Origin of the sequence: Microcystis sp. M079S1, from assembly GCF_020246425.1 — a bacterium.
Taxonomy (GTDB): Bacteria; Cyanobacteriota; Cyanobacteriia; order Cyanobacteriales; family Microcystaceae; genus Microcystis; species Microcystis aeruginosa.
Map to the genome: position 1 here is coordinate 21,532 of NZ_JADBSZ010000073.1, position 14,747 is coordinate 36,278.

A 14,747-nucleotide genomic window follows, 5' to 3' on the forward strand; every position below is an offset into this window, starting at 1 on the left:
CAGTGAACAGTTATCAGTTATCAGTTATCAGTTATCAGTTATCAGTGATTCAGTTATCAGGTGTGAGTTTTTATCGGTAAAACCCCACACCCCACACCCCACACCCCACACCCCACACCCCACACCCCACACCCAGGAAAAACTTTTTGCCGCAAACCCCAATTAGGGCAGCCATTCCAGTAAAATTCCTAGGGAGCTATCTTTACGGGCGCGGGAATTTTGGGCTTGAATATCGGCGGCTAAACGTAAATTAGAGGTAATCGCATAACCAACCGAAAGAGTAGTCAATCCCACCTCGTTAGCACCCCCCGGTGAGATAAAACTCTGACTGACGGTGATATCTGCCGCCCCCGTGCGAGAAAGGGCTAATTTGAGCTTTAATCCTAAGTTAAGCCCATCGGTGCTGTAATTTCCTGTCTGAATGTAACGATAGCCCACCATGGGAGCCAGATTGACATAATCACCCAAAGGGAGGAGATAGTATTGTAAATTTGCTCCTATTGCCGTCCTTTTGCCGTTAAAAGCCGTCTGATAATCGCCGCTTAGGGTTAAACTGGTTTGACCGAAAAACACATCTTCTACCCCCAAAATCACGCCACTGGAATTATCGCTAGAAGGAAACTCTGCATATCCCAAGCGGATACGAGTGCGAAAACTAGGATCGCGGCGAATATCTTCGGCGATATCGGGTATTTTTTCTAACCAACGCTCTAAAACCGGGCTTTCTTGTCGAATTTTCGGGTCTAAGTCTAAATCCGTTTCTGCCCACACCGGACTAATCGCCCCCCATAATAAACCAAGAGCGATCGCATTTACAGAACAGCAAGAGAGCTTAAACATGATCTGCATTATACCCAAGGAGGCAGGGGGCGGTCGGCAAGAGGCAAGAGAAAGAATCTGGCAATAAAGCTTTTAGCTTAACAAATTAGGTTTTAGATTCGGCCTTTGTTATCAGTTATCAGATGTGAGTTTTCAGTTCACTGATTACTGGTTACTGTTTACTGATCACTGAAAAGCCGGCACTCCCCCAAAGGTTACAATAAAAATAAAGATTCAGATTCCCCGTTATTCTTGAGAGGACGGGGGGCAGTAGGAGCAGCAATAGTGGTTAGAATATTAAAACTTTCGCAATTAAGTAGCGCAGAACGGGCAAAACTTCAGAAAAGAGCCGAGTTAGATATTGATAACGCCCTCAAAGTCGCTCAAACGGTCATAGAAACCATCCGCGAACGGGGGGATGCCGGCGTTGTGGACTATGTGCGGCGTTTTGACTACGAAGGTGCGACGGTAGAAAATATCAAAGTCAGCGAGGCAGAATTTGAGCGGGCTTTTCAGTTAATTGAACCGGAAGTAAAAACTGCCATTGAACAGGCTTTCCGGAATATTCAAGAGGTACATCGTCGCCAAATGCCGGAAGAAACACTCCTGGCAGAAATTGAAACCGGTGTCTTTGCCGGCGAAAAAATCTCTCCTATCCCCAATGTGGGTTTATACGTTCCCCGGGGCCGCGGTGCTTTTCCCTCGATGATGTTAATGTTAGCCATCCCGGCAATGGTGGCAGGAGTGGAAAGAGTTGTCGTTTGCACTCCCCCCGATAAACAGGGCAACGTGGAACCCGTTTCTCTGGTGGCGGCGCAGATGGCTGGAGTCAGAGAAATTTATAAATTAGGGGGCGTACAAGCGATCGCCGCTTTGGCTTTGGGAACAAAAAATATCAAAAGGGTTGACAAAATTACCGGTCCGTGCAGCGTCTATGGGGCGGCGGCCAAGCGGTTACTGTTCGGTACTGTGGATGTGGGTTTGCCGGCAGGTCCAAGTGAGTCGATAGTTTTGGCCGATGAGTCCAGCGATGCCCGTTTAGCGGCCTTGGATTTATTAATTGAAGCGGAACACGGGGCGGATTCGGCGGCTTTATTAGTCACCCACTGTGAAGATTTGGCGATCGCTGCTAGTGAATATGCACAGGAATACCTGCAAAAACTCCCGGATTGGCGACGGGAATTCTGTGAGGCGGGTTTAGCCACCTATGGGGGCATAATTTTAACCGATAGTTTGCAGCAATCCCTCGATTTTGTCAATGAGTACGCCCCGGAACATCTAGAGGTTTTAGTTAGTAATCCTTTTGCCATTCTGGGCAAGATTAAAAATGCTGGCGAAATTCTCCTGGGAAATCATACTCCTTCCTCTATGGCTACCTACGCCATCGGAGTCAATGCTGTGCTGCCGACAGGAAGTTTTGCCCGTTCCTATTCGGCGGTTTCGGTTTATGATTTTCTCAAGCGCTCTACTTTGGCTTATGTCACCCCTGAAGGCTTTGAAAAGTTAAAAGAAACCACGAAAACTTTAGCCGAGTACGAAGGTTTTCCCGCCCATAAATTAGCAATTCAACACAGGGAAATTTTACTCTAAATAGGGGGAATAGGAAACGGGGAATAACTTAGATATGTAGGCAAGCTTATTTTTTAAATTCAGAACGTAGGTTGGGTTGAAGCATGAAACCCAACGCCCGCATGGGTTACGCTACCGCTAACCCATCCTACAAATAATTGTGCCTCCCTACTTAAAACACCTGAAGAAATTGCCAAAACTTACTCATCTTTGAGCTTAGAACAAGTTTATGCAACAATTTTGTACTATTTGCATGAGCAAGAAAAAATAACCAATTATTTAACCGAATGGATTGAACATGGAGAAAGAATGAGAGAAATACAAAAACAAAATCCTCCTCCTGTTGCGGAAAAATTAAGAAAGTTAAGGCAACAAAGAAAAGCAGTCAAACAAGTAAATGAGTCTGAAATATCTCTTAGATGAAAATGTTGATCCTCTCCATGGGACTCAACTAAGAAGACTCAAGCCTGATTTAGTTATTAGAGTCATTAAATCTGTTGAGTAACGCACAGAAAACGGGTTTCTCGGAGAAACCCGTTTTCTCCTCATGCAAGAGGCAAAGGGGGAATAAATAATCAGTCTTTAATAACCGGATTTAGTATCACGGGTCGCTTGCATGATGTCGTTGGTTGTTAGACGGCTAGTTGCTTTGCCACGGATAGCGGCAATCAGTTGCTTTCCCCGGCTTAGGGTTCTAGGCTTGCGAATTTGCAAGATATCCCCAATCACTTCCAGCTGGATTTCTGTACCGGGTAACAACCCAAGCTTTTCTTGAATATCAGGGGGAATAGTGATTTGTCCGTTAGGGCTAATTTTCATGGTGTTTTTCTGCATATACTAACAAATAATCGGAAGATTCAGTGCCACTGGCTGCTTGACCCCCCCAAACGTTTACCTGGGAATAACTCTGATTTATTATCCTGTATCCTATCTGGTACTATGATAAGAGCAGAGAATCAGGCAAGCATTTTATGAAAAAAGTAATTGTTATTTTAATTCTGGGTTTTCTGAGCGAACAAATATCAATAAAATCACCAATTTCTGGCAATCAAACCCTCAATAATTTAGCCGTAGCTAACAACAATAATCGTCCCACTCCCCAGAAAAAACCTAGTCCTTCTCCACAGTTTCGGTGCGATGGTAGAACTCACTGTTCCCAGATGACCTCCTGTGCAGAAGCGACTTTTTTCTTGAGAAATTGCCCCAATGTCAAAATGGATGGAGACGGTGATGGAGTTCCCTGTGAAAGTCAATGGTGTGGAAAAAAATCCTCAGAAAAATGTTTGGAAAGTTCTCAAAATAACTAATTTTGGTTCCTCACCCCAATTCTCTCATTTAAAGAATCGGGGTAGAAACAATCAAGAAGCAGTAATCACGGGAGAATTAAGATATTGATAATTCCAGTCCGATTGTTGCCAAACGCGACCATCAAGGGCAATTTGTTCGATTAAACTAGCTAATCGTAAAGCTTTTAAAGCTTGTTCCCCACCGACAGAAGGTTGGTCCCCACCGCGCACACAATGAACAAAATGTTCTAATTCCGCGTGTAGAGGTTCAATATTGCTGGTATAAACTTTTTCAATTAAACCATCTTGACGGTAGAGAACTTGACCGTAATCGGTGCTATAGTTAGCGGTGGTTTGCCGGTGAATGAGGATTTCATTATTGAGAAAATCCGCTTCCGTGAGAGAATTTTTACAGTGGGCTGCTAAACGGCGAATCTTGCGATGAGTCACCTTACTAGCGGTTAAATTAGCCACTACTCCATTACTAAAACCAAGGGTTGCAGTGACATAATCGAGATAACCGGAATCAGTGGCAGCGCGACTACCACTAGCGGTTAATTTCACCACGGGAGCGGAGACTAATTCTAAAATTAAATCTATATCGTGGATCATTAAATCTAACACCACCGACACATCATTAGCGCGTTGGGAATAGGGACTCATGCGATGGGATTCAATCGCTAAAATCTCCTCGGTTTTCAAGACCTTCGATAACTCTTGGAAAGCGGGATTAAAACGCTCGATATGACCCACTTGCAGAATACAATCGTGATCGGCTGCCGCATTGACTAAAGATTCCGCTTCACTAATACTAGCGGCGATCGGTTTCTCGATCAAGGTATGTACTCCCCCTTGCAGACAGTCCATCCCGACTCGATGGTGTAACCGCGTGGGGACAGCGATACAAACCGCATCTACCCTAGGTAAGAGATCTAAATAATTTTCAAAAAAACGGACTCGGTATTTACTGGCAGTTTCCAGTCCCTTTTCGACGTTGACATCGGCCACCCCGACGAATTCCACGTCTTTTAATAAACTCAGGATGCGACTATGGTGTTGTCCCATGTTACCGACCCCGATAATCCCGACTTTAATCGGTTTGAGTTGATTTCTGTTACCCGGAAAGTTTACTGGTTGATTGGACATGAATTTTAGACTCCTGTGTTCACACTCCCCACACCACTTGATTAGATTAATCAAGCTGATTTTGTCGATTAATTACCAAGATGGTATCATGGTTATCCAGATTCTGACACGATGTCGGTGTCAATGGGAGTTCTGAGAAGATTTTCTGATTTCATCTCGCGGTTTTTACTCCCACATGCTTATCAAAACATCGTCCCTTAGTAGCGAGGACTACATTCAGCTAAATTTTAACTATGGACAATTCAACGGATTTTAACTCCTTACGGGGATTAAGTGTTTTTTTGCTAGGAATGATGGGATCTGGCAAATCCACCCTGGGAGAGTTGCTTTCCCGACGGTTACAATATCGTTTTTTTGATACAGATATATTAATAGAAAGGGTCGCGGGAAAGAAAATCAGGGAAATTTTTGTCGACGAGGGAGAAGCGACTTTTCGGGAGTTAGAAACCCAAGTTTTAGCCGAATTATCCTCTCTGACTAAAACTGTGATTGCCACCGGGGGAGGGATGGTTTTAAAACCGATGAATTGGAGTTATCTTCGTCACGGTTTAATGATTTGGTTAGATGTTCCTCTCGAAGTCTTGGTTAAACGTTTAAAAAAAGATACCTCTCGTCCCTTGCTTCAGTCCACTGATTTAGAAAGTAAACTAGAATTATTATTAGAACAAAGACGAGGACTGTATGCAGAAGCAGATCTTCGGATTGTTGTTTCTGACCTAGATACACCTGCTGATATCGTTGAGAAAATTTTAACAGCAATACCGACGGTGATTAAAGATTTTCATCCAGAAAGGGATCATAACTAATGATAGCAGCTTCAATTTTTGATTTACCTGAACTAATTCCTGACCGAGAAATTCTGGAAATTTTGGCCCAAAGTCAGGCTATTCGTCTGGAAAGAATTATTTCCACCGGTCAAACCACTCCCAGGGGTCAATGGTACGATCAATCTGACTTTGAATGGGTGATTTTATTACAGGGATTTGCTGAGATTAGTTATGAAGATGGCAGCCAAGTTAATCTGCAAGCGGGGGATTATCTGCTGATTCCTCCTCACCAAAAACATCGCGTCGAATTTACTAGCAATAATCCCCCTTGTATTTGGTTAGCTATCCATTATCGCTAGTAAAATATAGTTTCTAACTATTGCCAGCGATCGAATAAATCGGTTAAAACTAGATTAGAAAACAAAAAACCTTCGGGGTCGCTTAATCTGACCCTGCTATCCCCCTCAATTATTACTAGATTACGCTGTTTATGCGGCTCTAAAACCTCTAAAATTGCTTTTTTGATTTCCGAACCAAAATTAGCTTCAATCGCAGGTAAACTCACCCCTGACCCTAACCTTAACCCTAGCATCAAGGTTTCGAGAAGATCATCGATAAAACTATTTTTCTCCACGTCAATCTGACAGCCTTCTTTTACCCAAGCGAAATAGTCGCGACTTTTGCGCGGACGGGTAAAACGTTGTTGATGAAGATAACTAGCGGCCCCCATACCAAAGCCGTAATAGGGACGATTTTCCCAGTAAACTCGATTATGTCGGCATTGATAACCCGGTTTAGCATAGTTAGAAATCTCGTAATGTTGATAACCGGCTAAAGCTAGTTTTTCACCGGCTAAAACATACATTTTTGCCGTGGTTTCATCATCGGGTAAGGGGTTTTTCCCCGGTTGATACTGTTTACCGAAAGGAGTAACCGCTTCTAAGACCAAATCGTAACAGGAAAGATGGGCCGGTTGCAGTTCGATCGCTTTTTCTAGGGAATTTTCCCAATCTGTGAGGGTTTGTTGTGGCAATCCCGAAATCAAATCCAAACTATAGTTAACTATTCCCAATCCCTGAATTAATTCCACTGCCTGATAGATATCCTTAACGGTATGCGATCGACCAGAAACCTGTAATAATGGTTCTTGAAAAGCCTGTACTCCTAAACTAACCCGATTGACTCCCGCGCTAAGATAACCCTGTAATTGTTCTAAACTAAAGGTAGCCGGATCGATCTCCATAGAAATCTCTATATCGGCCGCAAAATCAAACTTTTTGGCTAAAGTATCCAGAATTGATCCTAATAATTCCACCGGTAACAGGGAAGGGGTCCCCCCCCCAAAAAAAATTGTTTCTAGGGGTTTCCCCGTCCCCTGACTAAAGCTAATTTCTTCTTGTAATATTTCCACATACTCCACCACGGGGGGAAAAGTCGCCGGATTGGTGCGATTACCGACGACAAAAATCGGGAAATCACAGTAAAAACAGCGCCGACGACAAAAGGGAATATGAATATAAACCGAGGTTATGGGGTGAAAATAGGGCATTAAAGCAGTTATCAGTGAACAGTAATCAGTAATCAGTGAACTCATACAGCCTTTCTCGTCAAGGTGAGGTACAGACTAAGCCTTGCTAATCAAGTATTTTAGATGCAAGAACGAACCTCATCTATCTGAGAAACGCTGTAACTCGTATCTGATGACTGATAACTAATAACTGATAACTGATTCAAAGCTGACTCCCGACGGCTATAATTTCGTTTATCTTCGTTAAGATGTATTATGGCTGGGGAGAACATCTCCTAGAATGAAAGCAACTTTCCCGACACAAATTAGGAGAGGCCCACGGATATAATGTAAAAGTATCCATAGTCATTATTTTTCTACCATCATTCCCCCCTATCCCCTCTGGTATTATCCCCATGCTTGATGCCGTCATAATTTTATTATTCGTCTTCGCTGTTGCCAGTATTGGTTATAGTGGTGTGGACTTGCTGCCGGTTACTGTCCAGTCGCAAATCAGCAATATTGAAGCGTTACGCTGGTTATCGGCGGGTTTTGCCTCAATTATTGGTTTAGCCCTCGGTTTAGTTGCCCAAACTACCTATCGTCGTCTAGAAACCCAAGTAAGGCAAACTCCGATCGAAGTTATTTTAACCCGTTCGGTCGGTCTAGTGATCGGTTTGTTAATTGCTAATCTGATCCTAGCCCCGATTTTCTTCCTACCGATTCCCAGAGAATTCTCGTTTGTTAAGCCGATAATCGCGATTTTAGGCAGTGTTATGTTTTCCTATCTGGGGGTTAGTTTAGCTGATACCCACGGTCGGACTTTTTTGCGTCTGATTAACCCCAATAGTATGGAATCAATTTTAGTGGCCGAAGGAACCCTACAAGCGGCCGCCACCAAAGTTGTTGACACCAGTTGTATTATCGATGGTCGTATCGAACAATTGTTAGACACAGGATTTATCGAGGGACAGATACTCATTCCCCAATTTATCCTTCAGGAATTGCAACAGTTAGCGGATGGCAGTAACGACCAAAAACGAGTTAGAGGAAGACGCGGATTAGATATCTTAAACCGGATGCAGCAAGAATTCCCTGAGCGCATTATCATTCATCCCGCCGATTATGAGGATATTAGCACCGTAGATGCTAAATTAGTCCATCTTGCCCAAGAAATTAACGCCACCTTGCTCACTAACGATTATAATCTCAGCAAAGTGGCCAATCTGCAAAAAGTCACCATCTTGAATGTCAATGATCTCGCCCAAGCAGTACGCCCGATCTACTTACCCGGGGATACTTTGGATCTGAAAATTCTCAAAGCAGGAAAAGAACCCACCCAAGGCATCGGTTATCTAGAAGATGGCACGATGGTGGTGGTAGAGGAAGGAAAAGATTATCTAGGGGGAGAATTGCGGGTAGTGGTGACATCTGCACTGCAAACCTCGGCCGGACGGATGATTTTTGCTAAACCCCAAAATTCCCTCATTGCCTAAAGGGAATAAAACCCAAAAAAGCCTCAAATACAGAGCCAGAGGGGATTGTATTTGAGGAATTTCATTTTTTAAGGGAAGTTAAGTCACTAACCGAACTATCTAGCCAATTTATATCTAAATTAGGCCGGTTTATTGATTACAGCCATGGACTGACGAGCAAAACCGAAATAACTATCCCAGAATTGTTTCTGACTATCGAGGGCAACTTTGGTGGCGGTTTCTTGGGCGGTTAGGTAGGATTTCACCCATTCTTGTTGATATTCGAGGGATTTAACCAAAGTTTCTGGAAACTCAAACACTGGTGTAGTCGAGGGAACACCATTACCCCAAGCGGACAGAAGCAGTTTCTGCCATTCGGCTAGGTATTTTTGGTATTCTTCAAGATAATTGGTGTTCATAGAAGTCAAACCGCTAACTAGCCCATCTGGACGGAGATGGTGAGAAAGTGGGGCGGTGTTGCCACCTTCTCGAAAGCAAAAACCGTGACGAGATAGAATATAATGTTCTATCCCTTCCTTATATTATAACCTGAGTTTGTGATCAGCCCCAATCTTCATGCGATCGCCGTCAGCCCAGCCTATTTTTTTGGTGACTCGGAACTAAGTAGGTGGGTGGAATTAAATATAAGATGAACGTAGGTTGGGTTGAAGCATGAAACCCAACGCCCGATTATGTTACGCTACCGCTAACCCATCCTACAAATAATTTTGCCTCCTTGCTTAACGCTAAAATAATCCTACTCTAGCCATTTTCTCCCAACTATGATCGATCGCCCTATTCATGTAATTGGTGGAGGATTAGCGGGGACTGAGGCGGCGTGGCAGATAGCCCAAGCAGGTATTCCCGTGATCCTGTACGAAATGCGCCCAATTCGCTCTAGTCCCGCCCACCATAGCCAATTTTTAGCCGAATTAGTCTGTAGTAACTCCTTTGGTGCCATGGCGGTGGATCGCGCCACCGGGTTACTCCATGAAGAATTACGACGCTTAAATTCTCTAGTTATTGCCCAGGCCGATCAGCACAGTGTCCCCGCAGGAGGGGCTTTAGCGGTCGATCGAGGGGTCTTTAGTCGAAATTTGACGGAAATCTTGGCTAACCACCCTCTAGTCACCTTAAAACGTCAGGAGATCACTGAAATTCCCCGGGATGGTATCGTCGTTTTAACCACTGGACCGTTAACCAGTGCTGCCTTGGCCGCAGATCTGCAAAATTTCGCCGGCCTGGACTATCTGAGCTTTTTTGATGCCGCTAGTCCGATTATTCTAGGGGAATCGATCGATCGATCGATCGCTTTTCTGGCCTCCCGTTACGATAAAGGTGAGGCCGCCTATCTCAATTGTCCCATGGATCGGGAACAATACCTGCACTTCTGGCAAGAGTTAAAACAGGCAGAACAAGCAGAATTAAAGGATTTTGAGCGAGAAAATGCCAAATTTTTCGAGGCTTGTCTGCCAATCGAAGAATTAGCCTGTCGGGGAGAGGATACCATGCGTTTTGGTCCCCTGAAACCGGTGGGATTAGCGGATCCCAGATATCCGGATCAACGTCCCTACGCAGTTATACAGTTGCGAATGGAAGATAAAGCGGGGCAATTGTGGAATATGGTGGGATTTCAAACTAATTTAAAATGGGGTGAACAAACACGGGTTTTCCGTCTGATTCCGGGGTTAGAAAAGGCCGAATTTGTCCGCATGGGGGTGATGCACAAAAACACCTTTATCAATTCTCCCCAGTTATTATCCTCCAGTCTCCAGTTTAAATCGCGACCGACGCTATTAGCGGCAGGACAGTTAATCGGCACGGAAGGCTATACGGCTGCGGCTGCTGGGGGATGGTTAGCGGGAACTAATGCCGCTCGTTTAGCTTTAGGATTAGAAACGGTGACATTGCCAACCACAACGATGATGGGGTCATTATTTGAGTTTATCAGCAGTGCCGAACCGAAACATTTTCAACCGATGCCGCCAAATTTTGGCATTTTGCCGAATTTTACCAGAAAAATCCGCAATAAACGGGAACGTTACGGTCAATATGCCGATCGCTCTTTGCAGGATTTAGAAGCATGGATGAATCAGTTAAAAACTCCCTGTCTCGTCTAACTGTCAATCGCTAATCGATCGCCCATAATAGAGAAGGAACCTATTTCTTTCTCTATCGCTATGCCAAACCCCGATTTTTTCCCTCCCCAATCCTACAGTCAAGAGGATGTGCAGGAAATTCTCTATTTGGCTATCTCCCGTCAAGGGGATAAGGGAGAAATTACCCGTCAACAGTTGTTAGAAATTGCCGACGATTTAGCTATTGAAGTTAAAGACTTAGAAGCGGCGGAAAAGGACTGGCAAGAGTCAAAAATGGTCAGTTATAAACGGCAAGAATTCGATCGCTTTCGTCGCGAGGAACTAAAAAATAAAACCGTTCGCTATCTGATTATTAATAGTTTTTTTATTATCATTAATTTAATTAGTGCGGGAACAATTTCTTGGGCAATTTATATCTTTTTGCTAATGGGTTTACCTCTTTCTCTTTCCGCTTGGAAAACTTTTCAAAATCAAGGAATTGCCTACGAAGAGGCATTTAAACGCTGGAAAATTAAGGAGGAAATGAAAGAGTCTTTTACCAATCTTTGGACACAAGTTAAAAAGTTTTTACAGTTTTAAGTAGGGAGGTACAATTATTTGTAGGATGGGTTAGCGGTAGCGTAACATGAGCGGGCGTTGGGTTTCATGCTTCAACCCAACCTACGTTCATCTTATATTTAATTCCCCCCACCTACTTAATTAACAAAAAATAACACTGCCAATACCAAAAAGAAGATTCTATACAGTGTTGTTCCTGCCAACTTAAGTGTAATATAATAATATTAATCCTACATGAATTGATCGCTTTTTTCTATGTCCGAATCAGCTGCTGGAATTCCTGTTTCCAAACCCCAAAATATCTGGAAACGACAAGTTAAAGTCAATCCGAGAAGTCTCTTTAGTACCCTGGGAAAAGCCACTCTTAACGGGGTATTTTTACAGTGGGATGATCTGGCCGAAAATGGAGTAGAAGTTTTAGATGCTCTTGGTTTAAGTCGGACTCCGGGGGAATTAGCGGGTTTATTAATAATTCGATCGCTAATGGAGGCGATGAAAGGATTACTTAAAAGTAATGCTTATTTACTGCCCCAAGCAGTCGAAAAGCTGCCTTTACAAGAACTTTACACTAAGATTAACAAATCTTTACAAGAGCAGGAATTAATTCTTGATCGAGATTTTTTTGAGCATCCCGAAAGATTATCCATAGTCGCACCAATCCAAGCAGATTTTTTACAGTGGTTAACAACAAATAATTTAATCACTAATTCCCAGGAAGCACAGAGCCTAAGTAATCGTTTACCAGCTTATTTTGTCTTAGCTTTGCATGAACAATGGAAAGATAAACGAGATGAATACAGTCTGCTTTTAGATGAAATCGACACTCCTTTTAACAATGCTTGGAAACGAGAAAGAGGCTGGTTACATTATCGAGCTTGGTTGCAAAAACAGATCGATGAACCTATTTTTTGGGAAGCTTTTAGTTTAAAGCAAATTTATGTACCTCTACGGGGATTTTATGAAGAAGAAAAAGTAAAAGCCACCACAGACATAGATTACCATCGAGAGCCATCATTTAAACGCATTGTTATCAAACTCCAAGAGCAGTTAGAAACATGGTTAGAAGCGGCAAAATCAGATGATGCTATTCGTTTATTGACCGGTGGGCCGGGTAGTGGAAAATCGTCCTTTTGTAAAGTATTTGCTGCCCAACAAGCTCGCTTAGAAAAACAAGTTTTATATATTCCCTTGCATCGCTTGAGTTTCTCCACCGATTTAGTAACAGCAGTTAAAACTTTTGTTCAACATGACGGTTTTTTACCAGAAAATCCTCTAGAACCGAGCGATCAAGATTTACGGTTACTAATTATCTTTGATGGCTTAGATGAGCTATCTATGCAGGGAAAAATCGCCCAAGAAGTCGCCCACGATTTTATTAATGAAGTACGAGATCAGGTCAAAAGTTTTAATAACAATAAAACCCGTTTACAAGTGTTGATTAGCGGGCGTGATGTGGTGGTACAATCCAATAAAAATAATTTTAAAAAACCTCGGCAAATTATCACTATTTTACCCTATTGGGTTGGTAACAGCGATAATTTTAGCGATGTCGATAACTTATTAAAAGTCGATCAACGTGATCAATGGTGGCAACAGTATGGGCAAGCTAAAGGTAAAAACTATGCACAATTACCGCCAGAATTATCGGGGAAAAATTTACAAGAAATTACCGCTCAACCGCTATTAAATTATCTTATTGCTCTCACTTTTGAACGAGGCGAGGTTCAATTTTCCCAAGAAACTAATCTCAATAATATTTATGAAAATTTGCTCAAGGCAGTCTATGAGCGAGGTTATGAAAAAAATAGTCGACGCCACCGGGCTATAGAAGGGATTACAGAAAAAGATTTTGTGCTAATTTTAATGGAAATTGCCCTTTCCTGTTGGCATGGTAACGGTAGAACCACCACCGTGAGAGAGATTGAAGAACATTGTGAAAATAATGGCTTAAAAAATCTCCTAAAAATCTTCCAAGATAGTTTTCAAAGTGATTCCCAAGGGAGTATCACCCGTCTTTTAACAGCCTTTTATTTTCGAGAAAGTGGCGATTTGCGAGGCAGCGAAAAAACCTTTGAATTTACCCATAAAAGTTTTGGTGAATATTTAACTGCCCGCAGAATTGTTAACCGAGTTAAGCAAATTCATAAGCAATTACAAGACAGTGACAAGGATTATGACAATGACTACGATCCCAGACAAGCTTTAATCGCCTGGGCGACTTTATGCGGACCGACGGCAATAGATGAATATCTTTTTCGTTTTGTTGTCAATCAAATGCAATTACAGTCCCCTGATGAAGTGAAACAGTGGCAGAAAACTCTGGGTCATTTAATTGAATATCTTTTGGTCAAAGGAATGCCGATGGAGGGTTTAAAAAACCGCCCCAATTTTCAGGAGGAAATGCGACAGGCACGCAATGCCGAGGAAGCTTTATTAGCGGTATTCAATGCCTGTGGGCGAGTCACCGAAGAAATTTTTCCCATTCAATGGCCTTCTCCTGAAGCTTTCGGCAATTGGTTAGCCCGTCTTCAGGGACAAAGAATAGATTCTAAGTCTATGTTTGTGTTAAATTGCCTCAGTTTTCTTGATTTACAAAACTGTCTGTTGATAAATCGAGATCTTTACAGGGTAAATCTGGTCGTGGCAAATCTTCAAAGGGCTAATCTTATAGCGGCAAATCTTGAAGGGGCAAATCTTAAAGAGGCAAATCTTGAAGGGGCAAATCTTAAAGAGGCAAATCTTAAAGAGGCAAATCTTAAAGGGGCAAATCTTAAAGGGGCAAATCTTGTAGGGGCAATTCTTTACAGGGCAAATCTTGTAGGGGCTAATCTTGTAGGGGCTAATCTTTACCGGGCAATTCTTGAAGGGGCAATTCTTGAAGGGGCTAATCTTGAAAGGGCAATTCTTGAAGGGGCCAATCTGGTGGGTGCCAATCTGGTGGGGGCTAATATGGTCGGGGCTAATCTGGGCGAGGTAAATCTTGAAAGGGCAATTCTTGAAGGGGCTAATCTTGAAAGGGCAATTCTTAAAGGGGCAATTCTTTACGGGGCTAATTTTAAAGATGCTAACGTCAAAGGGACGATTCTCGATACTGAAGTTAAAACCGAGTTTCAGTGAATACAATCACCTCATCCACCCTAAGAAGGTAGTACCCAAGAAATCGCGCGGGTTGGATTCTACTTTACCTTATATTTCGACAGGCTCAATGTAAAGGTTATGATGTTTATGTGTTTAGGGGCTAAAGGAGAAAAATCATGGTACGTTGGTCACTAACTGGATCAGCAAAAATAGATCAACGGTTACGGAGCTATTGAAGATAAGTAGCTGGTTATAATTAAATTAAAAATGAATTTTAGGTTCGATCCCCCCTGCCCCCCTTGATAAGCTATCCATTAGTCAGATCTTTCTTAACAAAAAGAGAAGAAACTTAAAAAAAGGGGAAACGATTGATAGGTATAGTTTTGAAAGAAGGAATCAAGGTGGAGGTAAGCAAAAAAATGGAGAAATGGGCAGCCCAAGAA

At 42.7% G+C, this 14,747-nt stretch carries 13 protein-coding genes and 3 pseudogenes; 10 read left to right on the top strand and 6 right to left on the bottom strand.

Going from position 1 to position 14,747, the window contains the following annotated elements; translation table 11 throughout:
- Nucleotides 1–162 precede the first annotated feature (162 nt).
- On the bottom strand, nt 163–849 hold the full coding sequence (locus IM456_RS04570) for a hypothetical protein (protein WP_149986144.1): 687 nt from the start codon (nt 847–849) through the stop codon (nt 163–165).
- Nucleotides 850–1,104: 255 nt separating this feature from the next.
- Here IM456_RS04570 and hisD point away from each other — a divergent pair, with 255 nt between their 5' ends.
- Both hisD and IM456_RS04580 read left to right on the top strand, forming a co-directional pair.
- Entirely contained in the window at nt 1,105–2,409 is a 1,305-nt protein-coding gene (gene hisD / locus IM456_RS04575) for a histidinol dehydrogenase (protein ID WP_287693998.1), read from the top strand.
- A gap of 189 nt (nt 2,410–2,598) precedes the next feature.
- Complete coding sequence (locus IM456_RS04580; protein WP_002766476.1) at nt 2,599–2,811, top strand: hypothetical protein; 213 nt, start codon at nt 2,599–2,601, stop codon at nt 2,809–2,811.
- A 159-nt stretch (nt 2,812–2,970) separates the two neighbouring features.
- On the opposite strand, the gene IM456_RS04585 is transcribed toward IM456_RS04580, so the two are convergent.
- The gene (locus tag IM456_RS04585) at nt 2,971–3,222 is read right to left on the bottom strand and encodes an AbrB/MazE/SpoVT family DNA-binding domain-containing protein (protein WP_004266827.1); all 252 of its coding nucleotides are present in this window, start codon (nt 3,220–3,222) and stop codon (nt 2,971–2,973) included.
- A 137-nt stretch (nt 3,223–3,359) separates the two neighbouring features.
- Here IM456_RS04585 and IM456_RS04590 point away from each other — a divergent pair, with 137 nt between their 5' ends.
- Nucleotides 3,360–3,695, top strand: a complete 336-nt coding sequence (locus IM456_RS04590; protein ID WP_012265359.1) for an excalibur calcium-binding domain-containing protein — start codon at nt 3,360–3,362, stop codon at nt 3,693–3,695.
- A gap of 51 nt (nt 3,696–3,746) precedes the next feature.
- On the opposite strand, the gene IM456_RS04595 is transcribed toward IM456_RS04590, so the two are convergent.
- The gene (locus IM456_RS04595; protein WP_061433117.1) at nt 3,747–4,820 is read right to left on the bottom strand and encodes a Gfo/Idh/MocA family protein; all 1,074 of its coding nucleotides are present in this window, start codon (nt 4,818–4,820) and stop codon (nt 3,747–3,749) included.
- Between the two features lie 233 nt (nt 4,821–5,053).
- On the opposite strand from IM456_RS04595, the gene IM456_RS04600 reads away from it, so the two are divergent.
- Entirely contained in the window at nt 5,054–5,626 is a 573-nt protein-coding gene (locus IM456_RS04600) for a shikimate kinase (protein ID WP_287694003.1), read from the top strand.
- Nucleotides 5,626–5,946: a cupin domain-containing protein gene (locus tag IM456_RS04605; RefSeq protein WP_287694005.1), complete on the top strand. Its 321-nt coding sequence runs from the start codon at nt 5,626–5,628 to the stop codon at nt 5,944–5,946. Before IM456_RS04600 ends, IM456_RS04605 begins: the two co-directional genes overlap by 1 nt.
- A gap of 17 nt (nt 5,947–5,963) precedes the next feature.
- On the opposite strand, the gene hemW is transcribed toward IM456_RS04605, so the two are convergent.
- A complete protein-coding gene (gene hemW / locus IM456_RS04610) occupies nt 5,964–7,136 on the bottom strand; it encodes a radical SAM family heme chaperone HemW (protein ID WP_287694011.1) in 1,173 nt (390 codons plus the stop codon).
- 374 nt (nt 7,137–7,510) lie between these two features.
- On the opposite strand from hemW, the gene IM456_RS04615 reads away from it, so the two are divergent.
- The gene (locus tag IM456_RS04615; protein WP_130756422.1) at nt 7,511–8,590 is read left to right on the top strand and encodes a PIN/TRAM domain-containing protein; all 1,080 of its coding nucleotides are present in this window, start codon (nt 7,511–7,513) and stop codon (nt 8,588–8,590) included.
- A gap of 119 nt (nt 8,591–8,709) precedes the next feature.
- Here the strand turns inward: IM456_RS04615 and IM456_RS04620 are convergent, their stop codons facing one another.
- Nucleotides 8,710–8,988: a thylakoid-associated protein gene (locus IM456_RS04620; protein ID WP_149986148.1), complete on the bottom strand. Its 279-nt coding sequence runs from the start codon at nt 8,986–8,988 to the stop codon at nt 8,710–8,712.
- Between the two features lie 363 nt (nt 8,989–9,351).
- On the opposite strand from IM456_RS04620, the gene trmFO reads away from it, so the two are divergent.
- From trmFO to IM456_RS04635, 3 genes and pseudogenes are all read left to right on the top strand, one after another.
- Entirely contained in the window at nt 9,352–10,689 is a 1,338-nt protein-coding gene (gene trmFO, locus IM456_RS04625) for an FADH(2)-oxidizing methylenetetrahydrofolate--tRNA-(uracil(54)-C(5))-methyltransferase TrmFO (RefSeq protein ID WP_149986149.1), read from the top strand.
- 60 nt (nt 10,690–10,749) lie between these two features.
- A complete protein-coding gene (locus IM456_RS04630) occupies nt 10,750–11,247 on the top strand; it encodes a 2TM domain-containing protein (RefSeq protein ID WP_061433123.1) in 498 nt (165 codons plus the stop codon).
- A gap of 234 nt (nt 11,248–11,481) precedes the next feature.
- Nucleotides 11,482–13,977 (top strand): annotated as a pseudogene (locus tag IM456_RS04635) (NACHT domain-containing protein); the annotation flags it as partial.
- Here IM456_RS04635 and IM456_RS23490 read toward each other — a convergent pair.
- Nucleotides 13,957–14,010 (bottom strand): annotated as a pseudogene (locus IM456_RS23490) (hypothetical protein); the annotation flags it as partial. The pseudogenes IM456_RS04635 and IM456_RS23490 sit on opposite strands and share 21 nt — an antisense overlap.
- On the opposite strand from IM456_RS23490, the pseudogene IM456_RS23495 reads away from it, so the two are divergent.
- Nucleotides 13,987–14,343, top strand: a pseudogene (locus IM456_RS23495) (pentapeptide repeat-containing protein); the annotation flags it as partial. The pseudogenes IM456_RS23490 and IM456_RS23495 overlap by 24 nt on opposite strands.
- Nucleotides 14,344–14,747 lie beyond the last annotated feature (404 nt).

What these genes read in the sequence shown, in the direction of transcription:
- IM456_RS04620 (WP_149986148.1), bottom strand. Translation starts at nt 8,988, where the DNA reads ATGAACACCAATTATCTTGAAGAATACCAAAAATACCTAGCCGAATGG.
- IM456_RS04630 (WP_061433123.1), top strand. Translation starts at nt 10,750, where the DNA reads ATGCCAAACCCCGATTTTTTCCCTCCCCAATCCTACAGTCAAGAGGAT.
- IM456_RS04585 (WP_004266827.1), bottom strand. Translation starts at nt 3,222, where the DNA reads ATGCAGAAAAACACCATGAAAATTAGCCCTAACGGACAAATCACTATT.
- hemW (WP_287694011.1), bottom strand. Translation starts at nt 7,136, where the DNA reads ATGCCCTATTTTCACCCCATAACCTCGGTTTATATTCATATTCCCTTT.
- trmFO (WP_149986149.1), top strand. Translation starts at nt 9,352, where the DNA reads ATGATCGATCGCCCTATTCATGTAATTGGTGGAGGATTAGCGGGGACT.
- IM456_RS04595 (WP_061433117.1), bottom strand. Translation starts at nt 4,820, where the DNA reads ATGTCCAATCAACCAGTAAACTTTCCGGGTAACAGAAATCAACTCAAA.
- IM456_RS04605 (WP_287694005.1), top strand. Translation starts at nt 5,626, where the DNA reads ATGATAGCAGCTTCAATTTTTGATTTACCTGAACTAATTCCTGACCGA.
- IM456_RS04570 (WP_149986144.1), bottom strand. Translation starts at nt 849, where the DNA reads ATGCAGATCATGTTTAAGCTCTCTTGCTGTTCTGTAAATGCGATCGCT.
- IM456_RS04615 (WP_130756422.1), top strand. Translation starts at nt 7,511, where the DNA reads ATGCTTGATGCCGTCATAATTTTATTATTCGTCTTCGCTGTTGCCAGT.
- IM456_RS04590 (WP_012265359.1), top strand. Translation starts at nt 3,360, where the DNA reads ATGAAAAAAGTAATTGTTATTTTAATTCTGGGTTTTCTGAGCGAACAA.
- IM456_RS04600 (WP_287694003.1), top strand. Translation starts at nt 5,054, where the DNA reads ATGGACAATTCAACGGATTTTAACTCCTTACGGGGATTAAGTGTTTTT.